This window comes from Dermabacter vaginalis, from assembly GCF_001678905.1.
Lineage (GTDB): Bacteria > Actinomycetota > Actinomycetes > Actinomycetales > Dermabacteraceae > Dermabacter > Dermabacter vaginalis.
Genome location: NZ_CP012117.1, coordinates 1,100,402 through 1,124,013 on the forward strand (window position 1 = coordinate 1,100,402; position 23,612 = coordinate 1,124,013).

Consider the following 23,612-nt stretch of genomic DNA (forward strand, 5'->3'; position numbering starts at 1 on the left):
ATCTCTGAAGATGATATTTGGGTCGTTGAGACTAACGACGACTTCACTCAAGTGGAATATTGATACACCGTCAACGATGTGGTGGTGACAGAGCCGGGCCTAAGTAGTGAAACGGTTAAAGGTGAAAGAAAAGCATCAGCATTTCGCCTCCGTTACCTGAACGGATCTTGGAAGATCCAAGAGGGTGTTTGGAAAGGGGCGGACGATGTCTCGCGGTAAAATTTTCGGCTTGTTGATTGGTGCGGCAATCGCCATTTCAAGTTGGTCGGCACCGGTCTTAGGTGAAGAGAACTCAGATATTGATTTTGATGGAGTCGCTGAAACTGGATCTTTGACAATCGAGGGTAGAAAACCTGGAGGCCCCATTAATGGCGGGTCAAATGGGCGGGCGCCGGATAAACCTTCGGGCAAGCGTGATGCGGTGACGGATGGCCCGCGGCGGGTGTGGGTGTCGGCGAGTGATCGGGATTTGGGTTGTCGTAGTGGTGGGCCTGATGTGTTTCGGTTGCTTGCTGTGACGTCGTTTTGTCGCACTGCGCGGGCAGCGTGTCCGGTAGCGTTTCCGGGGGCGTCAGTTGTGGTGGGACATGAGGTAGAGGTATCGACGGGGGCGCCGATTTTGGGGACGGAGCGTGTGTCGGGGTGTTCGTCGCCGTCTTCGAGCTCGGGTGGCGGTGGTTCTGTGATGCCGGTGGTGTCGCAGGAGGATTTTCGGTCGCTTGGTGTGGAGCCGCTTGAGGCGCATTTGGGACCGCCGGGTGAGTGGATCCCGATCGGGTTGGACATGGTGGTCTGGGCGGAGTCTCGGGTGCAGACTTTTGAGGTGGAGATGCTCGGTCAAGCTGTGAGTGTGCGGGCGACGCCGGTGAAATATATCTGGGATTTTGGTGATGGGACGGTGTTGACGACTTTGTTTCCCGGTAGGCCGTTTCCGAGTAAGGATGTGTCGATGGGGTATACCCAGTGCGACAGATGTGTCGCAAAAATGGCGAGACCGAGCCTATTGGCAACAGCAAACTACTGCGCCGTAACTGTCCCGCTGGGGTGCCCCTGTATGGCACTGACTCGACGAGGCCGCGAACGAGCAGCCTCTTGAGAAGGCGAAAGGCAGCGGCAGCGAACCTGGATCGGTTCAGATCTGCGAGATGGATGCGCTCATCGGTTCGCCGCGTTGCTCGAGGTTCCGGCTGCGTCCGCAACGGAGTGGGCGAGGTGCTCTGCCAGCGCGGCGCGCAGTTCGGGCGGAAGGGGGGCGGCTCCGACGGATTCGCTAAGCCAGAGTCCGTCGGCGGCAAGGTACGCGACCATCTTCTGCAGCGCCCGAGGGTCAGTCGGGTCAATCTCGGCAGGGTCGGGTATCCATCGGGAGATGACCCTTCTCCACGGCTTGTTGAGCTCGCTGTCGGTGCTCGCCTCGAGCATGAACAGCAGCTCGGGGCCAGTGGCGCTGCGAGCGCTCACGCGGGCGTAGGCGGCGACGCGCTCGTCCTGCGTTGCCTCGTCTGGGTCCTTGCCCAGGACGTTGATCATCTCGTGGTCCCAGCGCTCGGCAAGATGCTCGTGCAGCGCGAGCACCAGGGCGTCCTTCGAGGGGAAGTGGTAGAGCAGCCCACCTTTGGTGAGTCCGGAGGCGGCGGCCACCGATTCGTACGTGACGGCCGTGACGCCGTCGGTTTCGACAACGTGGAGGGCGGCTTGGAGGATGGAGTCTCGTTTGCTGGTCCGCATGAGCGGTCCTTTCGTGGTCAGTGCTCGGAGTGCAGCTGCGACTGCGTGCCAGGCAGGTACCGACGCAGCAGCACTCCCGTGATGACAGCGGCCGCTGCCAGGACGCCGGCAACGACTAGCATCACGACGAGGTACGCGGAGTCGAAGGCCGTGGAGGCCGCCTGAATGATGGCGGCGTCTCCCTGCGCCGCCTCCAGTGCCTCGGCGATACCGTCACCAGCCGCCGCCGGTGCGCCGTTGGGGAGGACAACACTGGCGGTATAGATGGCCGTGAGCAGGCTTCCGAGCACGGACACGGCGATGAGGCTGCCGAACTCGTAGGAGACCTCTTCGAGGGAAGCGGCCATGCCTGCACGGCGCACCGGCACGTTCCCGATGATGGCGGTGGAGGCGACCGACATGGCAGCTCCGAGACCGGCACTCGTCACCAGAAGGCCGAGAACCAGCACGCCGAAGGATGATTGGAACCCGACTACCGTCACCACGACGCCGCCGGTGGCGACGGCGAGACCACCGGTGATCAGCGCGAGCAGCCCGACACGGTGCAAGAAGGCACCACCCAGGAGCGCTGTCGGCAACGAGCCCACGGCAATCACGGCAACCAAAAGCCCAGCCTCCAGCGGACTGAAGCCGACGACCTGCTGGAACCGTTGCGTGGTGACAAGCTGGATGCCACCGATGGCGAACATCGCGCACGCCGCGGCGAGCACGCCAGCACTGAACGCCGGGTTGAGGAAGATGGAGAACTCCAGCAGCGGATTCTCCAGGCGCCGCTGACGGCGCACGAAGAGCCAGAACCCGATGGCAGCAACGAGCAGCGCAACAACAATGGTCGCGACAGACGGGGGCGCGTGGCCGATCTCCTTGATGGCCACCACCGTTCCGACGAGCCCGATCATCACCAGTATCGAAGACACGGCATCCCAGCGCTTCGAAGGATCCGGGTCATTGGCCGGGCGGATCAACCAGGTAGCAACCAGCGCCAGCGCCACTACGGGCACGTTCACCAGGAACACCGAGCCCCACCAGAAGTTCTCGAGCAAAGTTCCGCCGAGGATGGGGCCCAGCGCGGCACCCACCACGGAGAGGCTGCCCCAGATCGCGATCGCAAAATTCCGCTCGCGCTCGACCGTGAAGTACGTGCGGATCAGTGCCAGGGTTGCCGGCATCATCGCTGCCGCACCGACAGCGAGCACAGCGCGTGCACCGATCAGCACCTCGGGCGACGGCGCCAACGCTGCGAGCAGGGACGCCAACCCGAAGATCACCAGGCCGACGACGAACATCCGCGTGTGGCCGATGCGATCACCGAGGGTCCCGCTACCGAGCAGCAGGCCCGCCATCACCAGGGGGTAGGCGTTGATGATCCACAGGCTCTGGGTGCTTGATGCCTGAAGGTCCTCGGTCAGTGTCGGCAATGCCGTGTACAGGATCGAGTTGTCGAGGGTGATCAGTAGGAGCCCCGCTCCGACAGTCACCAGCAGCGACCAGCGTCGCCGTTTCGTCATCGTGGACATGCGCGTCTCCTTAATCGTTTAATCGTGAACAACGTAAGTGTACCGGATGGATGGTGTAGTTATGTCTACTGCGAGAGAGATCCGCGTCACTCCCTGTTCACGGCGCCTAAGGCCAGTAACTACGAGCGTGGCGCTCATTTGGGTATGCGTTTGAGGGGTGGTATGAGGTGTCGTTGGTGACGGTTTTTAGTGGGGAGTTTTCGGTTGGTGGGGGTGCGTGGCAGCCGATTGATGGCACTGTGCAGGTGAGGTCTGAACCGAAGTGGATGTATTCGGATCTTCGCCAGGCGCGTCTTGTGGGGGACGAGGTCCCCGAGGAGTATCTCGGCATTCCAGAGCGGGGTAAGGAAACGCTGGGGCCGTTGAACCCGGACGCGGAGAAGAAAACGCTCACGAAACCGCGCAAGAAAAACTAAATTTTAGCCTCCCGTGGGGTGGGGCGAGGGTCGAGAAAGATGAGGCGCCACCGTTTCGGGAGTCCTCTCGTCGTTTTTCTCCACCCTCATGAGGCGGCCTCTGTCGCGCAAGTGCCCTGGGATCACAACTCCTGGGCTCTATAGAGTCAAAGCCCCACTGACCTAGGGGCCAATATCCCCTAAACCCTGTGGTTTCAAACCCCCACAACCCCTATGGAATTCAGTGAGGGAGGGGGTGGGCCTTGAATTTCGTGTCGGGATTGACGAACGCGTCCTGGCTTTCGACGATCAAGAGCTCACGTGCATTCACTTTGAGGGTGCGGTCGATGAGCTCGAACACCGACGCGGCAGTTTTCTCGAGCGCCTCAACGGGGCCGGCGCCGCCAAGCAAGTGTGCCGTGAAAAGAGCCGTCGTCACATCGCCGCTGCCGTGAACCTTGCGCTTCAGGCGCGGTGTCGAAATAAGGTGAGCGCCGGAAGAATCGGCCACGAGAAGTTCGAGGGTGCCGGGCGTGGTTTTATCGGTGAGTACGCTCGTGACAAGAACGGTGTCGGGGCCCTCGGCGCGCAGTTGTTCGACAGCAGTGAGGGTGCCCTCGAGAGTGGACACATCGGTGTCCGTGAGCACGCCCAGCTCGAAGTGATTCGGAGTCAGCACCTCCGCGGCCGGAACAACCTTGTTCGCCATGAGCGGCGGGATATCGGAATCGACGTAGAAACCTTCGCCCGCGTTGCCCATCACTGGATCGGCGATATACACGGCGCGTGGATTGTGCTTCTTGACGCGCTCAACGGCATCGAGGATGACGTCAGTGACGGCAGCGGAGCCCTGATAACCGCTGAGAACAGCGTCGGCTTCGCCGAGGATGCCGAGCTCTTCGATGCCGAGAACGACCTCGTGTACGTCCTTCGCGTCGATCACGGGGCCACGGAATGTGGGGTGGCCAGTGTGATTGGAGAAGAGAACTGTATTTACGGGCCACACTTCGTGGCCGAGACGCTGGAGCGGGAACACCGCCGCGGAGTTGCCCGCGTGGCCGTAGGCCACGGCAGATTGGATCGACAGAATTTTCATGCGTCACTCCTTGACGGCTTGGGAACGGGAAACATCGGTGTTTAGAAGAGAGCGGGGCCGAGCGCTTGAGCTTTCTCATCGAGGTAGCACGTGCCACACAGCGACTCGTAGGTCACGCGGCCCGCGCCATCGATCGCTACTTGGTCGCCTTCGAACACGAACGCGCCGTTCACGCTTCGACAATTGAACTCGGCTTGCGACCCACAGCGGCACATCGTGGGGAGTTTCTCGAAGTTGTCGGCAAGCTCGAACAGGCGCGACGAGCCGGGAAATTGACAGGCGAGAAAATCGGTGCGAAGCCCGTAGCAGATGACGGAGATCTGGTCGTTCTTGGCGACGAGGAACAGCTGGTCGATTTGATCGCGGTCCAGGAATTGGCTCTCATCGACGAGAACGACATGAAAGTTTCGCTCAGGGCGAGCAGCGATGAACGCTTTGATTTCTTCGCGAAGGTCGTGCCCGGACTCAATGAGAACATCGACCCGTCGCTTCGCGCCTCCGCGCGCGAGCACCCAGTCTTCGCCCTTCGTATCGACAGCGGGCTTGACGGTAATGGTGCCGAGGCCGCGTTCCTCGTAGTTGTAGGCCGTCTTGATAAGGGTGTCGGATTTTCCCGAGTTCATCGCGCCGTATTTGAAGTGGAGCTTAGCCATCGGTTCCTCCTGAGCATCCCTTCGGCGCGCGTGAATATATCCTCCACAACCTTAGTGCACCTGGCCTTGCTAGCGTGAAGGCGTGACGACAAGCGACAAAAGTGGCAACGGCCGAAAGGTCTTCACCCGTAAGAACCAGGCGAGAAAAAACTCGAGAGCGTGGCGTGAGAGGAGCCGAGCAGGCGTCGGACCCAGCGCTTCTCACTCCAATGATGGGGCGGGCCGAACTGAAACAAGCGAAGCCGCACACCCGAGAACCCGCGCTGGTCGCACGATTCCCATTGGGCTTTCCACTTCGTCGCTGTTCCCGCTCGGCCTCGAGGAAACATTCCAGGCTGCGCGGCACACGGGCTACGACGGCGTCGAGGTCATGTGTTCGCTCGACCCGGCTACCCGTGACGCCATGCGCCTTGAGACCCTCACGCGTGTGTATGACCTGCCGATTTTGTCGCTTCATGCCCCGACCCTCTTCTTTTTGCAGTTCGCAGGCGGCCTTGACCCCAAAAAGAAGCTTGAGGACACGATGCGTCTCGCCGTGGATCTTGGGGTTCCGACGGTTGTCGCCCACCCGCCGTTCCGATGGCAGGGGCGTTACGCCAAGAACTTCGTGGAGATCGTTGCCGAGCTCGAAGAGCGCTACGGGATCGCGCTTGCCGTCGAGAATATGTATCCGTGGCGCCTCGGGGTGCGCGAGGCCCTTCCGTATTACCCGGATCATGACCCGACCGATGAGGATTACGCCCACCTGACGATCGACCTCTCTCATGCGTCAACCGCGGGTGATGATGCCCTCGCGATGATCGAACGTGTCGGGGATCGGCTCAGCCACCTCCACCTCACCGACGGTTCAGGCCACACGCTGCGCGATGAACACCTTGTGCCGGGCGAGGGGGATCAGCCGGTTGCCGAGATTCTGCAGAGGCTCGCGCGTCGTGGATGGGGCGGGTCTGTCATCGTGGAGATCGCGACGGGCACGAGCCGGAACTTCGACGCGAAGCTCGCCCCTATCGAACGTTCGCTCGTCGTTGCGCGCCGAGAACTCAGTCACGTTTGAGCGCCAAAGCCCTTTGAACTGGTCACTTTTTCACCAAATCTCCAGTGCTTCGGTGGACAATAATGGGGCGCTTTGAGAGGCGCGAACCGAGACCGAAAGCGAATAGTAGTAGTGATTCCCAACACCGCGTTTGACCATAAAAACGCCGCCATTCTCTCCGTTTCCGCCGTGGAAGCTCAGGTTCCCGTCACTTCTGACTCGATCGACGAGATGCTTTCACCGGCCCGCAAGCGCTTGCGGTTGCCGAAGGGCACACTTCAGCGCGTCGCCGGTGTGTACGAGCGGCGATGGTGGAAAGATCCCGAGAACGGGTGGAAACAGGGTGCTGTGATTGCCGCTGAGCGTGCGATGGCGAGCGCGGGCATCACGCGCGAGGACATCGGGATCCTCATCAACGCTTCCGTTTCGCGTCAGCACCTCGAGCCGGCGATGAGTGCCCATATTCACGCGGCGCTCGGTATGCCCGCTTCGTGCATGAATTTTGACATCACGAATGCGTGCCTCGGCTTTGTTAATGCGATGACCCTCGCCGCCGGGCTCATCGACGCCGGTCAAATCGACTACGCACTCATCGTGGGCGCGGAGGATGTTGAAGAGGTGCAGCGACGCACCATCGCGCGCCTCAACGACAAGAACTCGACCCGCCAGGATTTCAATAACCAGTTTGCGTCGCTCACGCTCGGTTCGGGCGCTGCCGCGGCTGTCGTGGGACGCTTCGATAAGCACCCGGATGGCCACCGGATCGTGCACACGCAGACGCGCGCGGGCACCGAGCATCACGAGCTGTGCATCGGCAATATGGACGACATGCGTACCGATACGGCTGGTCTGCTCGAAAACGGCCTCGAGCTCGTGACGCAAACGTGGCGCGCCGCCGAAGAAAGCGGTCGCGAATATTCGAATAAGCAGTGGTACATCACCCATCAGGTGTCGATGGTGTACACGCGTGCGTTCGCGAAGGCCATGGGAATCAACCCTGAGATCATTCCGGTGACGTTCCCCGAACTTGGCAACATTGCCGCCGAGGCCGTTCCGCTTACGCTTGCCCTCAACCAAGACCGTTTCGCGAAGGGTGATGAGCTGCTGCTCCTCGGCGTAGGCTCGGGCCTCAACACCGCGATGATGGAGGTGCAGTGGTGAGCGCCAAGGACTTCCACGATGTACAGGACGTTCCCGACCTTCCCGGAGTGCAGCCTGAACTGCACCACACCCTTGAGGTGCGTGATTCGTTTGGCGATGTGCGCCGTTGGCACTACCTCGACAATGCCCGCCAGCTAGAGGAGCGAGGCGTCGAGCCCCGTGGCACGCTTCTGTGCGTGCACGGCAATCCCACCTATTCCTTCCTGTATCGCAGCCTGTTCAACGAGGAGATGCTCGCATCCGGCTGGCGCGTCGTTGCCGTTGATCAGCTTGAGATGGGGTACTCGGAGCGCACGGGTCACGAGCGCCGCCTTCAGGATCGCATCACCGATCTCTCGCTTTTCACGGATGCGCTCGGCCTTGCGGGCAATGTCGTGACGGTGGGTCATGATTGGGGCGGCATCGTCTCGATTGGTTGGGCACTCGATAATCGCCACGACGTGATCGGCATGATTCTCACGAACACCGCGATTCACCAGAAGCTCGGCGAATCGCTGCCGGCCTCGCTTCAGCTCGCGACCGCGCCTGGCTTCTTACCGTTCTCGACCTCGCGCACCGACGCTTTCCTCCGCACGACCGTCAATCTTTCCAAGCCGCCGCTGCCTCGCGAGGTGCGCGAGGGCTACTACGCTCCGTACCGTGGGAAGGCGCGCCGTCGCGGAATTGAAACCTTTGTGGCCGATATCCCGGCGAGTGCAGAACACCCGTCGCGCGCGACCTTGGAGCGTCTTGCCGAAGGTCTCAAGAGCATGGCCGTTCCGACCCTCATGGTGTGGGGGCCGCGAGATGTCGTGTTCTCGGACCGCTACCTGCGTGATCTTCTCGAACGTGTACCGCACGCGGATGTGCATCGCTTCGAGGGTGCGTCGCATCTTGTGTGGGAGGACGCGCCCGTTGCGGGTGTCGTGAGTCGCTGGCTCGATGAGCGTCTCGTCAAGGGCGAAAATCTGCGCGAGCGTTCCGTGTCGACCTACGCTGAGCAACCCGAATATCAACGCCTCGGATCTCTCATCACGGAGCGTGCGAGCGATCCCGCAACGGCCTTTGAACCCGCGGTCGTGGAGATGCTCGCCGAAGGGCCGCGAACGATTACGTGGAGCCTGCTTGAAAAGCGCGTCTCGCAGCTCGCGAGCGGCATGCGCGCGCACGGAATCAAGGCGGGAGATCGCGTAAGCGTTCTCGTCACCCCGGGCGCTGACCTCACCGCCGTGTTGTACGCGTGTTTGCGTATCGGCGCGGTCGCGGTCGTCGCCGATGCAGGCCTCGGCATTAAGGGCCTGACCCGGGCGATCGTGGGTGCGCACATCGACTACGTCGTGGGTATCCCCACGGCTCTCGCGGGGGCGCGGGCACTCGGTTGGCCGGGCGAACGCCTTTCGGTGCGCACACTCCCCACGATTGATCGCACCGTTTTTGGCGTCAGTACGTCGATTGACGAGCTTATGCGCGAGGGGGAGCAGATCCATGCGCTGGGCGGCGGGGATGACACCGCGGATATTGATCCGGATGCGGATGCGCTCGTGTTGTTCACGTCTGGTTCCACAGGGCCCGCGAAGGGTGCCGTGTACACGCACCGCCAGGCGAGCGCGATGTTTGCGGCCGTTGGCGACACGCTTCAGCTTCGCCCGGAGCGCGGCCTGGTTGCCGGCTTCGCGCCGTTTGCTCTGCTCGGGCCGGCTCTTGGTGCGCCGAGCATCGTGCCTGAGATGGATGTGACACGACCGGGAGAGCTCACGGCTAGCGCCCTCGCCGATGCCGTTGATGAACTCGGTTCGCCCGCGGTCTTCACCGCGCCGGCGGCGCTCCAGAACATTATCGATACCGCAGGTGATCTCAACGACCGCCAGCGCGAAGCGCTTTCGCGTGTGCCGAGCTTCTTTAGCGCCGGCGCGCCGATCCCGGCGCCTCTTCTTCGCGCGCTACGCGATGTGTTGCCGAATGCGCACTCGTACTCGCCGTATGGCATGACCGAGTGTCTCGCGGTTGCCGCGATTGATCTTGAGGGAATCGAATCCGCAGGCGAGGGCAGCGGTGTGTGCGTGGGCGGGCCCGTACCACGCGTGGAGCTTGCAATTGCACCGCTTGAGTCCGACGGTTGCGCAGCCTCGACTGTGACGACAGAGCCAGGCGTCGCTGGCGAGATCATGGTGCGCGCTGCGCACGTTCGCGACCGCTACCTCATGTTGTGGGATACGACCCGCGAGTCGATGCGCTGCGAGGGCTACCACGCGACGGGCGATGTTGGCCAACTTGATGCCGAGGGGCGTCTTTGGGTCGAGGGCCGCCTCGCCCACGTGCTGACCACCGCGGCGGGCCCCGTGACTCCCGTGCAAATTGAGAAGGCCGCGGAAAGCCTCGAGTTTGTGCGCCGCGCGGGTGTGTGCGGTGTGGGCCCTTCGGGCACCCAGCAGGTAGTGGTCATCTATGAGGATCCCGCGACGTTCCGCCCGGGCAAGGGCCAGACGCCGAAGCCTGCGACCCCGGAGCGTCAGGCTGCGATTCGTGAAGCGGTTGAGGCAGCGACCGGCATCGCCGTGACCGCCGCTTTTGAGACGACAACGCTCCCCACCGATATTCGCCATAACTCGAAGATCGAGCGGGCGCGTCTCGGAGCGTGGGCCGAGCGTGAACTTGCCGGTGAAAGGAGCGCGCTGTGAAGGTTCTCGTGACCGGTGCGAGCGGCATGCTCGGCGGTGAAGTAGCAAAGCGGCTCCGCGATGCAGGCCATGAGGTGAGCGCGTTTCAGCGCCGCCCCGCTGGGATCGACGGCGTCAAGGACGTGTGCGGTTCGCTCACCGAAGCGGCTGATGTGCGACGCGCCGTTGACGGTCACGATGCAGTCGTGCACCTCGCTGCCAAGGTCTCGATCTCGGGCCCCGAAGAGGAGTACCGCGCCGTCAATATCGATGGCACCCGCAACGTCGTGAATGCACTTCGCGCGCAGGGCGGCGGAAAGCTCGTGAACACCTCTTCGCCGTCGGTCGCACACTTTGGCGAGGCGATCGTCGGACTCGACGCGACCGCCCCCGAACCCACGCGCGCCCGCGGGCCCTACGCCCGTACCAAAGCCGCCGCCGAGCTCGTGGCGATGGAGGCTGACGGCAGCGATGGTATTCTCGTGACGACTTTGCGCCCGCATATCGTGTGGGGGCCTGGCGACACGCAACTTGTTGAGCGCATCGTCGAGCGTGGCCGCAAAGGCACCATGCCTCTCCTTGACCGCGGTATGGCGCTCATTGACACGACGTACATCGACAACGCCGCGGAGGCGTTCGTGGCAGCTCTCAACCGCATCGAGCACGTGCATGGCGAGAGCTTCGTGATCACGAATGGCGAGCCGCGCACCGTTCGCGACTTCGTAGTGGGGCTGTGCGACGCCGCAGGCGTCTCACGCCCACGGATCACGGTTCCCGGCCCTGCTGCGCGGATTGCCGGTCGCGTCATCGAGAAGGTGTGGGAGCTTCGCCCAGGTTATGATGAGCCGCCCATGACCGAGTTCCTCGCGGAGCAGCTTTCGACCGCGCACTGGTTTGATCAGCGCCGCACATGCGAGCGTTTGCAGTGGAAGCCGCGCGTAAGTATGGACGAGGGCTTCGCGAACCTCAAGGTATACTACGATAAGCAGCGTGACTGAAGATTTAACCATCTCCTCCGCTCATGATGCGGAGATTGCTGCCATTGATGCCGAGATTCGTGCCGAGCGGGATGCGAAGCCTCGCGCGTCGAGATTGACCGTAGGGCTCGTGTTGGTGCTCGGATCGACTCTTGGCCTCATCGCGTCTTTCGCGCTCATGCAGGATAAACTCGCGATTCTTGAAGATCCGAACGCGTCGCTGGCCTGCGATATCAACCCGTTCATTTCGTGCGGGACGTTCCTCCAAACATGGCAGGGGCAAACGTTCGGCATGCCCAACATGTACCTCGGCTTTTTCGGCTTTTCGATCATGGGGGTTGTGGGGGCGCTTCATCTTTCGCGCGTCGAGCTTCCGCGATGGTTCCAGTGGGCGACCTTCGGTGGGCTTGCCTTTGCCTTTGCTTTCGTGCTGTGGCTCTCGAGCAACGCGCTGTTCGCGATTCGCGCGCTGTGCCCGTGGTGTCTCGTTGTGTGGGTTGTGGTGGCGCCCATGTTCTTCTCCTTCGTGGCTTTCCTCGTTGAGGAGAACGTGATTGAGGTGAGGGGGCCGGTGCGCGCTGTACTGCGCTCATGGGTTGTGCTTTCGCTTGCGTGGTACGCGCTCGTGATTATTACGGCGTTCTTCGTATTCCTTCCTGAGTGGCAGGCGATGTTTTTCTAGTCCTGCTGCGCTTCTGCCTCCACATGCCCCGGTTATCCCCAGCGGATGGCCGGGCTATTTTCATGGTCGTTTCTTGTTTTTAGTGTGAGGCTATGAACACTGACACGGGGCGCGAGGGGCGGCATCGCGCGGACATCAACGGGAGCACGGGCACGCGCTCGTGGGACGAGATCGAGGAATGGTCCCGCGAGAGTTCGGGGGAACGCAGAGGGTTTCGATGGTCAGCGCTCAAGGAGCCTCGAGTGCTCCTCGGCATTCTCACGGCGGGTGCACTCGCCCTCGGCGGTGCCCACATGGCGACATCGATGACACCACGTGAGGACACGGTTGCCGTCAATGAGGAGGCGCCACCGGGACCGCCGCACTCCACTAGTTCGCCGCGGGACTTCGCGAGTGCAGCGCCCACGGCCTCAAGCCCTCCCGCAATTGTGGGCGGTGCAGCCCAGCCCGTAGCCTCGCCAGAGGCGCCGCACACCATACTCGTTCATGTTGTGGGAGCCGTGAAGGATCCTCGCGTTGTGGAACTTCCCGCCGATTCCCGCGTAGGGGAGGCACTCGAAGCGGCGGGTGGCGCCACGGATGAAGCTGACCTCAGCCGGCTCAATCTCGCACGAGTGGTGAGTGACGGTGAGCAGGTGTTCGTTCCGCGCCAAGGTGAGGATATTCCCGCAGGGCTACCCGCTCCTTCGCCGCAGCAAGGTGCAACACCCGGTGACTCCACGGGAGAGAACCCTTCGGATCACGGACTCCTCAACATCAACACCGCCACGGAAAGCGAGCTTGAAGAACTTCCCGGCGTGGGGCCCGCCATCGCGTCCCGGATTGTTGAACATCGCACCACAAACGGCGCCTTCACGAGTATCGAACAGCTCCAAGACGTCAAAGGGATTGGTCCCGCGATCTTCGAGAAACTTCGTGAACGCATCACCGTGTGACGCTCTCGGCGCTGGAGTCGGCGGTTTCGGCGAGAAGCCCGTTCGGGGTTTAAGCCTTATCCCTCACGCTGTGGTGGTATGGCCCGCGACGATTGCAGGGGTTGCCTTCGGCCCCGTTGTTCTGCTCGCCGTGATCCTCCCGGGCCTCCTCATGCTCATGGTTCGCGATAGGCGCGTGCGGGCACACGCCCTCCTTGCCGTTGCTCTCGGGGCGGCGATCGCCGGGCCGGTCGGGCGTGCGCACGCCGCGGAGCTGAGCCTCGACGAGGCGCTCTCGATAAGAAACGTCGTGACCGAGGTGCAGGTCGCTCTTGGCGAGCAACCGTCGGAACCCAGGAAAACACGCGCATGGGATACGGCACGCGCCCGCGCATCCGCTCGGCCTGTGACGCCGACGATTTCGGTGGGAGCGGGGAAGCAGGAGCTTCCTGGCAACGGACGCATTGTGTTGACGTGGAGCGAGAAGACGCGCGGGGAAAATCCGTTTTCGCTTGCACGGGGCGAGATTCTCACGGCGCGGGGCTACGCTGAACGGGACGGTTCGACCCTTTTCCTCGACGTCACCGAGTGGGAGCGATCGAAGGTCGCGAATGAGAAGAATGAGGGATTTGCGTCACGAATAGGGCGCTTCCTCGAAGACTGGCGCAACGCACGCAAGGACCTCGTGCGCGAGACATCGGCATTCCTCCCGCTAAATGAATCCGCGCTCGTGGTAGGCATGACGCTTGGCGACGTGACCGGGCTTGACAAAGACACGAAGGATGCCATGGCGACTTCGGGTCTCACCCACCTCGTTGCCGCCTCGGGCGCAAACATCGCGCTAACCTACGCGTTTGTCACTCTGCCGCTTCTCGCGTTCGGCGTGCGACGCAAGGCGAGGGTAGTCGCGGGTGCGGTGGGAATCGTCGTGTATGTCGCTGCCGTGGGATCCGAACCTAGTCTGCTGAGAGCCGCGCTCATGGCCGTGCCCCTCATGATTGGTCGCTACTGGGGATTTCGCACCCCAGCCGTGAACGCCCTCGCTCTCACCGTACTCACATGGTGCCTCCTTGACCCTTCACTCGTGGGGGAAGTGGGATTCGTGCTGAGCGTCGGGGCCACGTGGGCGATCCTCGCTCTCTCAGTTCCACTCGCGGATGTCCTCCAGCAGGTCAGCGGTGGGCGAATCTCGCGGAATCTTGCGCTCGTGCTTGCCGTTCCGACGGTTGCCCAGGCTGCGTGTACTCCCGTCTTGCTTTTGCTCGCTCCCGAAACTTCCGTGTGGGCGGTACCTGCCAATATCGCTGCCGAAATTGTTGTGGCTCCCGCGACCGTGGTGGGGTTCGCGGGCATTCTTGTCGCGCACGTCTGGCCGCCGCTGGCGATGCCGTTTTTCGCCGTCTCCGGGGCAGGCGCACACATCCTTGTGCTCATCGCGCAGGTAAGTTCCTCACTTCCGGGTGCGCATATTGCTCTTCCTGTCGGTGCAACAGGGGCGCTGACCGTGGCTGGGGTGATTGTGCTTGTGGGTCTCACGCTATGGCTTCGCAAGCGGAGAGAAGTGCGCCTCGCGATTGCCTTCGTTGTGATCGTTCTTCTCGTGGTTGGTGGCTCACGGATCGTGAGTCACGACGCGGGGGACTGGGATGTCGTGATGTGCGACGTGGGGCAAGGCGATGCCATGCTCGTGCGCGCGGGCGAGCACACGGTGCTCATCGATACGGGACCCGACCCGGCAAAGCTCGCGAGTTGCCTCGATCGGGCCAGCGTAGAGTCGATCGATCTTCTCGTCGTGACCCACCCTCACGCCGACCACGACGGGGGTATCCCTGCACTTGAGGGGCAGTGGGCACCAGAGAGTGCATGGGTGTGCCCTCTGGATACATCTACGGAACCCAAACTCCCGCGTGCTGAGGTGGAAGCGGTGCTCGCACCCCGCACGGAAACCCTGGGGGCGCTTTCCCTCGAGGTTGTGTGGCCGCGCTCAGCCGAGGAAGCGCGAGTCGTTGGTGCTGGCGAGGGTGGGGGAGAGGAGTCCGCGCTTAATGACTGTTCAATTTCGATGCTTGTGAAGGCGCCCGGATGGAGCGCCTTGACGCTAGGGGATCTAGAGCCAAATGCGCAAGCTAGCCTTGCGCGTTCGGGGGTCGTGGAACCCGTTGAGTTCGTTAAGGTTGCGCATCACGGTTCCCGGCGGCAGGCGCCCGAGCTTTATGAGCGCTCGCGAGCCGCACTCGCCGTCATCGGTGTTGGTGAGAACACCTTCGGGCATCCGCATCCACGAACGCTCACGATGCTTGAGCGGCAAGGGGCGGTGCTGAGGCGCACCGACACGGACGGAATGCTGGCCTTTGAGCGCACCCCGGAAGGGTGGAGGGTTGTCCCATTGCCATGAGTATGCATACAAAAGATCTCAAGATGTGAACCAAGTCGACGCACTCGATGTCACCCTTCAGGTCGTATACAAAGCTTCGGGGAGGTGCCTCGAAAGCTCCTCTGAAGGGGGCTCCGGGATGAAGCGCAGAACGGTACTTAGCGCAGGCCTCGTGGCGTTCGTCGGCGCGGGGTGCGTCCCACGCCAAAGTCTCGAAGATCCACCGGAGCGGCCCGACATTGTGGACAGTAATTCCACGGGACAGAGCTTTCGCAATGGTGGCGATCTCGCCATGGCTCTCTCAGCAGAACCCGACAAGCTTGACCCCGCGACCTCGCGGTGGTGGCGAATCTCGCGGATCACGTTGCCGTGATGAGGTCCGGAAAGCTCGTGGAAATGGGCCCGGTGTACGATGTCGTGCGAAACCCCCCAACATGAGTACACCCGGGGGTTGCTCGATGCCGTCCCCGGAAGGGAGTTCATGCGTGTCTGACGCCGCGGCGAAGACCGTGACCGCCACTCTCCGTAAGCGAATTATTGCCGCCCAGTATCAGGCTGGCACGCCGCTTCGCGAGGTAGCGCTCGCAAAGGAGTTCGAGTTCTCCCGCGTTCCCATCCGTGAGGCGTTGCGCATTCTCACAGCCGAAGGTTTCGTGGAGACGCGGGCAAACGTCGGATCCCGCGTGGCCCACCCACCCTTTGATGACGCGCGCGAGCTGTTTGACCTGCGCATCACTCTCGAGACCTCCCTCGTGCATGATGCTGCCGCCAGTTTTGCCGAGTTTTCCGCCCCCGGCGCCGCCCATGTGGAACGTTCGCGCCGTCTGTGCACGGAAATTGAGGAAGCCCTCGCGCAGGGGGATCAAGCCTTCGCGAACCGCGATGGTGCGGGAATCGCCGAGGCCAATCTTCGCGTGCACCAGGGGCTCGCGGATCTCGCCATGCGCCCGGTTCTCAGCAACATTCTTCAACAGATTGGGGGGCGTGTGGAGTGGCTTCACAGCGCCCACCACGGGTTCACGCTCACTCGCGACACGTCCGCGTGGGATGAGCATAAGCGGATCTACGAACTTGTGCGTGCGGGAGAGGCGATAAAGGCGCAAACGCTCATGGGCGAGCATCTCAAGGCCTCGCGCGATTCTTTCCTCGCGAGTCTCGCCAACCTCGCGGACGAGGATCGTTAGACCGTAACCGCCTCGGAATTCACACGAATTGGCGCACGAGAGCGACGAGCGCTACGACGACGATCGTCGCACGCAAAACAGAGTTCGGTAGGCGCTTTGCGAGGTGTGAACCCACGTACCCCCCAATCATTCCGCCGAATGCGAGGATGGCGACTCCAACCCACCACACGGGTGCGTCGAAAAAGACAAAGGCGACGAGGTACACGAGCGCCGCGGTCGCGTTTACATACAACTGCGTGAGGTTCTTAACGGGGTTGACGTCCTTCATGCTGCGCGAAGTGGTGATACCGAGGATGCCCATGTAGAGCACACCCTGGGCCGCGGTGAAATATCCGCCGTAGATCGCTGCGGCGCCCATGGGTGCCACGAGCCACGGGCTTTCGTATGCCGCCCCCACGGGACCTGTGGGCTCACTCGGCTCTGTCTCTCGTCGTTTTTTGAGCCATGCCGTGAGGGAAGGCTGGCCGATCACGAGGATGAGCGCAACGATGATGAGAATGGGGACGACAATATCGAGTGCGCGTGAGGGGGAGAGCAGCAGCAGGATTGAGCCGGCGCTTGCACACAGAATAGTCGTGATCGATAGCGGGGCGAGGTGAGCTTTTCCGCGGCGATTTCCTTGCGGAAGCCGAGCACCGAGGCGATCGTGGCGAATGACATGCCGATCGTATTGGTGCGAACGGCGACGCCGGGTGGAACTCCGAGTGCGAGGAGCACCGGGAGCGTGAGGAGAGACCCGGAGCCCACGGCGGCGTTGACGATGCCCGCGAGTATGCCCATGACGAACAGGAGCAACACGCTCAGGATCTCCACGCGACCCACCTCCGAAGCTTTGTATACATAGAAACGATAGGCGTTACGCTAGCCGGTTGATGGCGCGTAGACGCGGGATGTTCGCCCTGTGGTCGATAGACTCTCCCCATGGCCGAAGTCCAGTGGCACAGTATCGAACCCGCGCCCGTTGTGCTCATCGCGGGCAAGGAGGCGCTCCTCGCCCAGCGCGCGCTCGAACGCATCGTCGACCTCAGTCGCGAACGCCATGCGGACCTTGAGGTTCACCGTTTCATTTCGACTGAGATCACGAAGAGTGGCCTGCTCCAATACACGGCACCCTCGCTGTTCGGCGAGCCACGCCTCGTCATTATCGACGAGGTGACACGCGGCGCGGAGCCTCTCATCAACGCTCTTCTGGAATACGTGAAGAGCCCCGAGCAAGATGTCACGCTCGTGCTCATTAACCGGGGGGATCAACGTGCCAAGAAGCTCCTCGACGCCGTCAAGAAGTCGGGAGCACCATGGGTCAATGCAGCCGAGATTAAAACGCCGAAGGCGAAGATGACGTTCGCCATGAGCGAGTTTTCACGCGCACGACGCCGCGTCAATTCCGATGCCGTCAAAGCGCTCGTTGATGCATTCGGCACCGACCTCATGGAACTCGCGGCCGTCAGCACCCAGCTCATGCGTGACACCGAGCCAGAATCGGGGCAGCAGGCCGGTCCAATCACGCTCCGCCACGTGGAGGCACTCACGGCGGGGCGTGCGGAAACCACGGGGTTTGCGATTGCCGACGCTTGCCTCGCCGGCAAAGAGCGTGAAGCGCTCGTGCTTCTTCGCCAGGCGGAACTCTCGGGCCTTTCTCCCGTGGCTATCGTGGCGACGATCGTGCGTAAGGCTAGGCAGGTTGCGCAGGTAGCGATTCCTGGCGCGACGGCGAAGAGCGTGGGCATGCAGGATTGGATGTTCCGCAACAACGCTCAGCTCGCGCGGCACTACTCGGATCGAGCCCTCGCCTCGGTGTTTGAGTCACTCGCGAAGGCTGACGCTGCCGTCAAAGGCAATGATCGCGACCCGATGTGGGCACTTCAACGCCTTATCGTTGAGATCTCGCGTGCGAAGAGGGGGCGGGCATGAATCGTTTCGACTGGCGAACCGCTTTGTGGGTGGTGGGCGGTGCGCTTCTCACCCTTCTTCTCGTGCTGTCGTTTGCGAAGGACCTCGTGGCGCAACTGCATGCCATCCTTGGTTGAGCGAACCGCCGATTCCGTGTCTCATTGGGACTTAGGGCTCTGGCGTCGCGAATAATCTCGAGGTTCCCCCTCACACTCAATAACACTTTGATAACTCTTGTGGAGGGCCTCTACTGGCACGCGCATAACAGTGGTATCCATAAGGTGGTTTGTTTTCCCACCGGAGGTTACCCCCATGCCGAACCGCTCTGCCGCTTCCCCTCGCCATCGTGCTTTCAACGCTGGCATTGGCGCCCTTGCCGTCACGTCACTTCTCGCTCCCGCAGCTGCCATCGCCGCCCCCGCCGAGGCCGACCCTGCTGCACACGTAGGTACCGAAACGCCCGAGGCAACCGCCCCTGAGAGCGTCGAAATCCCCGAAAGCGGCGGTGATGCCACCCCTGAGCGCAGCCTCGAGGAGCAGATCGCCGATGCGAGGGTCGACGTCGAGAAGGCTACCGAGGCGCGCGATGTAGCTAGCGGCGAGCTCGCTGTTGCGCAGAAGCATCTCGATGCAGGAACTGGGGAGACGGCGGCCGCTGAGGAGTCCAAGGCTGCTGCGGCGCAGAAGCTGCAGGGCGAGATTGATCGCGAGATTGCCGAGGCGCAAGCCGCGGATCAGGCTGCTGCGGAAGAGCTCGATCAGGTGACCGCTGCCATGGAGCAGGCCCTGGCCGAGAAGAATGCCGCCGACAAGGCTCTCGCCGACGCCCAGGCAGAACTGGAGAATGCGCAGGCGACTCTTGGTGCTGTCGAATCGACCACACCCGACACCGCGGCCGAGGATCTTGCCAAGGCTGAGGAAAACGCCGCCGCTGCCGAGCAAGCGTTGACCGAAGCCCAATCACAAGTCGACGAAGCGCAAAAGGCCGCCGATGAAGCTGCCACGAAGGTGAGCGACGCCGAAGCCGCAAAGGCCGAGGCCGAGCAATCCCTCACGAAAGCTCAAGAGGAACAAAAAGCCGCTCAGTCGCGTGTCAATGACGCCCAGGCGCGCAAGGACGAAGCCGATTCGCGCGTCGCTGAGCTCGAAACGGCGAGCGGGACCGACACTACTGAAGCTAAGGCAGAGCTCGACAGCGCCGTGGCTGCCCGCGACACCGCGCAGAACGAATTGAGTGCGGCAAATGCCGCGCTTGCGGAGGCAAACACTGCCGTTGAGAACCAGCAGAATGCAGTCAAGACGGCAAAGAGTGAGCTTGAGAAAGCACAGGAAGCGGCGAACGAAGCTGAGAATGCTGTCACTACGGCGCAAAGCAACCTCTCCAGTTTAGAGAGTCAGCGTGATCAAGTCCAGGAACAGCTCGACGATGCGACTGCTGCTCTTAAGACTGAACAGAACAAAACAGCGAGCCTTGAGACCAAGAAGGATGCTGATGGTAGGGCACTTTCTGCAGCGCAACAAAAGGTGGAGGAGGCTCAGGCTGCGGTAACGACGGCCCAACAGAACGTGGCTGAGGCGGAAAAGTCACTGAAAGAAACGGCCGTCACCTACCCGAAGATTGCACGTGGCTTCTACGAATGGATGAAGGGCCAGGGGTATACAGAGTCGGCCACCATGGCGCTTGAGATTCTTGATGACAAAACTACGGTTTCGCCAGCGGAGAAAGAGGATGGAAGCCCCGTTGATTCTCGGGTGGTCACTTCCCTAACGAACGAGGACGACGCCAACGATGCGACGAGCCTTAAGAACATGCTGGCCTCCGTCAAGTGGATGAAGGAAGCAAACCGCTTGCGGAAGGATGTAGAGAAACTGCCGGAGGCGCAAGTGAGCCTGCGACTCATGGCGGTGTCTCAGGTGAAAGCCAACTGGTCCCAAGAGCACACGTTGAAACATTCGAATGTTTTTGGTGCAGGAGAAAATCTCGCGTGGGGCTGGGAAAGCTTCGATCCCTATGGCACTACCTCGCGTCAACGCCCTTACTACATGCCCGGTACGGAGGTTGACGGTCAAAAGCAGTACGAAGCCGCTATGGCCAAAGTTAAGGCTGGTCAAACTCCAGACGTCAATGATTTGCCTCAGGGGTGGTTCTGGCTCGAAAAATTTGTGCTCAAATCGCAGCAGGAGTATGGCTTTGATTTCAAGGCAAAATATCCGCAGGTGGGTAGCGCCACAGGGCACTACAGATTGATTGCTGATATGAATTCTGGCGCCAAGATTGTGGCCATGGGATATGGCCTCAATACGGATGCCAATGAGGTGGACGGGTTCAATTTCGCAGAAACGCATAGCCTCGGCATGGCGGCTGGTTACGGAAAGACACCAACGGGTTGGGCCATTAGCGAAGCGGAGTCCAAAGAGCTCATGAGCGTCGACCGCTTCGAGGAGCTTCTGAAGCAGTATGAGGGTCTCACTGAACAACCAGCGGTTGCGACCCCGGACGCGAAGGCCAACCTGGATGCCGCTCAAGCTGAGTTGAAGGACGCCGAAGAGCGTTTGGCTCAAGCAATGCGCGCTAGTGATCAGGCAGCGGCGAATGCCAATACGTCCGCGGATGCGCTCGCAAAGAATACGACTGCTATCGCGGATCTGAAGAAGGACCTGGAAGAATACTCAAACAAGCGCGATGAGCTCGCCGTGAAGGTTGAGGAGGCGAAGCAGGCTCTCACCGCGGCGGAAGAGGCGCTCGATCCGGCTCAAAACGCCCTTCAGCAGGCGCAGCAGGTTCACGCTACGGCTGAATCGGATTTGAAGCAGCTTGAGGCTGATACGCAAGCCAAGCAGCAGGCCGTAGCCCAAGCACAGAAGGCCTACGACGATGCCGAGGCTCGCGTAACGAAGGCCCAGCAAACCCTCGCTGACCTCGCGAGCGGTACGGAACTGGGCAACGCACGCGAGGCAGCTGCCGCCGCGGACCAGGAGCTTTCCGCAGCTCAGCGAGCACTCACTGACGCTAATACCGCGGTCGTGGACGCTCAGCAAAAGGCGACGAGCGCTACTAATGCTCTTGCAGAGGAAGAGAATGCGCGAGCGGCTGCCGAAAAGACTCTCGCTGACGCTACGGCACCCATGAAGGAGCTTGAGGAGGCGAAAGCCAATGCCGACGCTGCTCTCGCCGCCGCCCAAGCCAATACCAAGAATCTCGCCGATGCGAACGCAGCCGTCGCGGCAGCATCCGAGGAGTTGGATAATGCCCGGGACCGCGCTGAGAAGGCTGAAGCGGCATATAACGAGGCAGTCGCCGCCGTCGAACCTGCCAAGGCTAAGCGCGAGGCCGCAGCTATGGTGCTCGCCGCAGCCGAGGGCCTCACATTCGACGGCGTCGTAGCCAATGGTGTCGATCAGGCGACATACCCCGAAGTCGCAGAAGCCCGCGCAGCCTACCTCGCTGCAGAGGCAGGTCTCGAGGACGCTCGTGCTGCCGTTAGCCCTGCCGAAATAGCAGTGGCCGACGCACAAGCAGCGCTCGATATGGCCGAGGCCCGACTCGCAGCCGCAGAGGCAGAACTTGCACGGCTTGAAGCACTGGTGGAGCCGGGCGCTCCTGGCAGCACCGAACAACCTGGTGTAGGAGAGCCAGCTGACGAAGATTCCGGCGCTGATTCCTCTGAAACTGAGGTAGAAGGCAGCGAAGAGCAAACCGAAGCTGAAGGCGAAGACGCTGCCATCAGTGATGCCGTGGCCGAGGTTGAGGCGTCAGGCCGTGGGAAAGGCGGTTCTCGTAAGGGCACGCCAGCTCACACAGTTGTGGTGAGCGAGCACGATTCGCGCCCTGACGCGCTTCCACGTACGGGCTTCGGCGCCGCGGGTCTCGCAGGTCTCGCTGCCCTCAGTATGATCAGCGGCGCGGGCCTCGCCGCGCGTAGCGACTCTGGCCGCCGCGCGCGCCGCGACTAAGGCAGGGTCGCAAGAAGCGACATACACACACGAAAACCGCGCCCCGGTGGTTGCCATCCGCAACTGCCGGGGTGCGCTCGCACTTAAAGCGGCGAGCCGTCGGACTCCGCGCCGCTAAAGAGGCAACGAAAAAGGCCCCGCCGAAGCGGGGCCTTTCATTGCGCTAAAACGCGCGGACTATGCTCACTTATCGAGAGTCGCCACAAGCTTCGCGAGGCCCGACTTGCGGTTCGCGGCCTGGTTCTTGTGGATAACGCCCTTCGACACAGCCTTGTCGAGCTTGCGCGAAGCCTCACGAAGAGCCTTGGCCGACGCATCAGCATCGCCGGCAGCGACCGCGGTGCGAACCTTACGCACGTAGGTCTTGAGCTCGCTGCGGTACGCCTTGTTGCGCTCCTGAGCCTTCGCGTTGGTCTTGATGCGCTTGATCTGGGACTTGATGTTTGCCACGAGGTGCCTTTTCTAGATGTTGAGGTGAAACGCCGCTCATGAGAGGTGCTCGCGCTCGACGGGGACGGGCGGTGGGGTATCGCCTGGAGACGTCAAACGTTCGCATCACGAACGGAAAAACTCACGCCGGCGCATGCAGCACCACGCCCCAGAGACACGAAAGGGGTGTAAGCACGCCGCACGCAGCGCAGTATGTTCACACATACAGCCGTCAACTCTACCAGCGGCCGGCGCGAAAGCACAGGGCTTCAGCTCACCAACCGTGCTCTTCGCGTGTGGCATTAGCCACCCGATCAAAGCGAGCCTTGTCGAGCTTGCCGCCCTCGCGTCGCACCTTCGATGCTTCGAGGCGAATGAGGCGATCGACCCTCACTTCCGAGGGACGGTGCTTGGCGTCCCACGAACCGGTGCCGATGTCCACCCAGCGATTGCCGTGTTCATCGGTGTGATCGCCCTTGCCACGGTCGCGCGAGGTGAGCATAAGCGTGACAATGACGCCATTGCCCTCCTCAGCAAGCACGAGTACGGGGCGGTCTTTGCCCTTCGAGGGATCTTCCTCGAACGGTACCCATGCCCACACGACCTCGCCCGGATCGGGGTTGCCGTCTGCCGCAGGTGCATACGTGATGGTCAGGGGAGCGCTGCTGGCGCGATCGGGGAGCGCGGAGTGCGCTTCGCTTGGGCCGGCACCATCGCGGGTTTGTGGTCCGACGTTTGCCGGGCCAGCGTCGGACCCTTTTCGCTTGTTTTCGAAGGCCCGCACCCCCTCCCGGGCAAGGCGACCCGCGGCCCGCTGGACCTGACGGTTTCGGGCGAGTGAGCCCGCGATGGATCTAAGTGAGGAGAGAACGCTCATGGTGTGACCGTATCAACCCGTGCGATGGTGGGAGTGAACGGGCCAAAAACGAGTGTGCATGGGACAATGAAGGCATCTTTGCCCGTCGAAAGGATTCCCGTTGACTAGCGCC

The 23,612-nt window shown here is 61.9% G+C and carries 19 protein-coding genes; 11 read left to right on the forward strand and 8 right to left on the reverse strand.

The window, feature by feature from the left end; genetic code table 11:
* Positions 1-1,155: 1,155 nt before the first annotated feature.
* The gene (locus DAD186_RS04710; protein ID WP_021353195.1) at positions 1,156-1,728 is read right to left on the reverse strand and encodes a TetR/AcrR family transcriptional regulator; all 573 of its coding nucleotides are present in this window, start codon (positions 1,726-1,728) and stop codon (positions 1,156-1,158) included.
* A gap of 17 nt (positions 1,729-1,745) precedes the next feature.
* Positions 1,746-3,245, reverse strand: a complete 1,500-nt coding sequence (locus tag DAD186_RS04715; protein ID WP_065247713.1) for an MFS transporter — start codon at positions 3,243-3,245, stop codon at positions 1,746-1,748.
* Between the two features lie 176 nt (positions 3,246-3,421).
* Between DAD186_RS04715 and DAD186_RS04720 the strand changes: the two genes are divergently transcribed.
* Positions 3,422-3,661, forward strand: coding sequence for a hypothetical protein (locus DAD186_RS04720; protein ID WP_065247714.1), 240 nt, complete (start codon positions 3,422-3,424; stop codon positions 3,659-3,661).
* 220 nt (positions 3,662-3,881) lie between these two features.
* Here DAD186_RS04720 and pdxY read toward each other — a convergent pair whose 3' ends face one another.
* The gene (gene pdxY / locus DAD186_RS04725; RefSeq protein WP_016664434.1) at positions 3,882-4,736 is read right to left on the reverse strand and encodes a pyridoxal kinase PdxY; all 855 of its coding nucleotides are present in this window, start codon (positions 4,734-4,736) and stop codon (positions 3,882-3,884) included.
* Positions 4,737-4,777: 41 nt separating this feature from the next.
* Positions 4,778-5,389: a thymidine kinase gene (locus tag DAD186_RS04730; protein WP_016664435.1), complete on the reverse strand. Its 612-nt coding sequence runs from the start codon at positions 5,387-5,389 to the stop codon at positions 4,778-4,780.
* An 82-nt stretch (positions 5,390-5,471) separates the two neighbouring features.
* Here DAD186_RS04730 and DAD186_RS04735 point away from each other — a divergent pair, with 82 nt between their 5' ends.
* The 8 genes from DAD186_RS04735 to DAD186_RS04775 all read left to right on the forward strand — a co-directional run bounded on the left by DAD186_RS04735 (position 5,472) and on the right by DAD186_RS04775 (position 16,350).
* Complete coding sequence (locus DAD186_RS04735) at positions 5,472-6,443, forward strand: sugar phosphate isomerase/epimerase family protein (protein WP_065247715.1); 972 nt, start codon at positions 5,472-5,474, stop codon at positions 6,441-6,443.
* A 114-nt stretch (positions 6,444-6,557) separates the two neighbouring features.
* Positions 6,558-7,583, forward strand: coding sequence for a 3-oxoacyl-ACP synthase III (locus tag DAD186_RS04740; RefSeq protein WP_065248730.1), 1,026 nt, complete (start codon positions 6,558-6,560; stop codon positions 7,581-7,583).
* Positions 7,577-10,240, forward strand: coding sequence for an alpha/beta fold hydrolase (locus DAD186_RS04745; protein ID WP_065247716.1), 2,664 nt, complete (start codon positions 7,577-7,579; stop codon positions 10,238-10,240). Before DAD186_RS04740 ends, DAD186_RS04745 begins: the two co-directional genes overlap by 7 nt.
* Positions 10,237-11,217: an NAD-dependent epimerase/dehydratase family protein gene (locus DAD186_RS04750; RefSeq protein ID WP_065247717.1), complete on the forward strand. Its 981-nt coding sequence runs from the start codon at positions 10,237-10,239 to the stop codon at positions 11,215-11,217. Before DAD186_RS04745 ends, DAD186_RS04750 begins: the two co-directional genes overlap by 4 nt.
* Positions 11,210-11,878 carry a vitamin K epoxide reductase family protein gene (locus DAD186_RS04755; protein ID WP_065247718.1) on the forward strand — a complete coding sequence of 223 codons (669 nt, stop codon included), beginning with the start codon at positions 11,210-11,212 and terminating at the stop codon, positions 11,876-11,878. The genes DAD186_RS04750 and DAD186_RS04755 overlap by 8 nt, the downstream gene beginning before the upstream one ends.
* Before the next feature lie 92 nt (positions 11,879-11,970).
* Positions 11,971-12,813, forward strand: a complete 843-nt coding sequence (locus tag DAD186_RS04760; RefSeq protein WP_082991085.1) for a ComEA family DNA-binding protein — start codon at positions 11,971-11,973, stop codon at positions 12,811-12,813.
* On the forward strand, positions 12,794-15,187 hold the full coding sequence (locus DAD186_RS04765; protein ID WP_126845839.1) for a ComEC/Rec2 family competence protein: 2,394 nt from the start codon (positions 12,794-12,796) through the stop codon (positions 15,185-15,187). The genes DAD186_RS04760 and DAD186_RS04765 overlap by 20 nt, the downstream gene beginning before the upstream one ends.
* Before the next feature lie 464 nt (positions 15,188-15,651).
* The gene (locus DAD186_RS04775) at positions 15,652-16,350 is read left to right on the forward strand and encodes a GntR family transcriptional regulator (RefSeq protein ID WP_167550761.1); all 699 of its coding nucleotides are present in this window, start codon (positions 15,652-15,654) and stop codon (positions 16,348-16,350) included.
* Positions 16,351-16,369: 19 nt separating this feature from the next.
* Here DAD186_RS04775 and DAD186_RS04780 read toward each other — a convergent pair whose 3' ends face one another.
* Together DAD186_RS04780 and DAD186_RS11200 are read right to left on the reverse strand one after the other, a co-directional pair.
* Positions 16,370-16,930 (reverse strand): sulfite exporter TauE/SafE family protein, encoded by a 561-nt coding sequence (locus DAD186_RS04780; RefSeq protein WP_335582195.1) that lies wholly within the window; start codon positions 16,928-16,930, stop codon positions 16,370-16,372.
* Positions 16,819-17,163: a TSUP family transporter gene (locus DAD186_RS11200; protein ID WP_250647503.1), complete on the reverse strand. Its 345-nt coding sequence runs from the start codon at positions 17,161-17,163 to the stop codon at positions 16,819-16,821. Before DAD186_RS11200 ends, DAD186_RS04780 begins: the two co-directional genes overlap by 112 nt.
* Positions 17,164-17,271: 108 nt before the next feature.
* Between DAD186_RS11200 and holA the strand changes: the two genes are divergently transcribed.
* A complete protein-coding gene (gene holA, locus DAD186_RS04785) occupies positions 17,272-18,261 on the forward strand; it encodes a DNA polymerase III subunit delta (protein ID WP_065247723.1) in 990 nt (329 codons plus the stop codon).
* A gap of 291 nt (positions 18,262-18,552) precedes the next feature.
* Positions 18,553-22,194 (forward strand): coiled-coil domain-containing protein, encoded by a 3,642-nt coding sequence (locus DAD186_RS04790; protein ID WP_065247724.1) that lies wholly within the window; start codon positions 18,553-18,555, stop codon positions 22,192-22,194.
* A gap of 183 nt (positions 22,195-22,377) precedes the next feature.
* Here the strand turns inward: DAD186_RS04790 and rpsT are convergent, their stop codons facing one another.
* Together rpsT and DAD186_RS04800 are read right to left on the reverse strand one after the other, a co-directional pair.
* The gene (gene rpsT / locus DAD186_RS04795; protein WP_065247725.1) at positions 22,378-22,644 is read right to left on the reverse strand and encodes a 30S ribosomal protein S20; all 267 of its coding nucleotides are present in this window, start codon (positions 22,642-22,644) and stop codon (positions 22,378-22,380) included.
* A 253-nt stretch (positions 22,645-22,897) separates the two neighbouring features.
* Entirely contained in the window at positions 22,898-23,500 is a 603-nt protein-coding gene (locus DAD186_RS04800; protein ID WP_065247726.1) for a type II toxin-antitoxin system PemK/MazF family toxin, read from the reverse strand.
* Positions 23,501-23,612: the final 112 nt, after the last annotated feature.

Excerpts from the sequence above, each read along its gene's own strand:
- DAD186_RS04710 (WP_021353195.1), bottom strand. The coding sequence starts at position 1,728 with ATGCGGACCAGCAAACGAGACTCCATCCTCCAAGCCGCCCTCCACGTT.
- DAD186_RS04715 (WP_065247713.1), bottom strand. The coding sequence starts at position 3,245 with ATGTCCACGATGACGAAACGGCGACGCTGGTCGCTGCTGGTGACTGTC.
- pdxY (WP_016664434.1), bottom strand. The coding sequence starts at position 4,736 with ATGAAAATTCTGTCGATCCAATCTGCCGTGGCCTACGGCCACGCGGGC.
- DAD186_RS04730 (WP_016664435.1), bottom strand. The coding sequence starts at position 5,389 with ATGGCTAAGCTCCACTTCAAATACGGCGCGATGAACTCGGGAAAATCC.
- DAD186_RS04760 (WP_082991085.1), top strand. The coding sequence starts at position 11,971 with ATGAACACTGACACGGGGCGCGAGGGGCGGCATCGCGCGGACATCAAC.
- holA (WP_065247723.1), top strand. The coding sequence starts at position 17,272 with ATGGCCGAAGTCCAGTGGCACAGTATCGAACCCGCGCCCGTTGTGCTC.
- DAD186_RS04790 (WP_065247724.1), top strand. The coding sequence starts at position 18,553 with ATGCCGAACCGCTCTGCCGCTTCCCCTCGCCATCGTGCTTTCAACGCT.
- DAD186_RS04800 (WP_065247726.1), bottom strand. The coding sequence starts at position 23,500 with ATGAGCGTTCTCTCCTCACTTAGATCCATCGCGGGCTCACTCGCCCGA.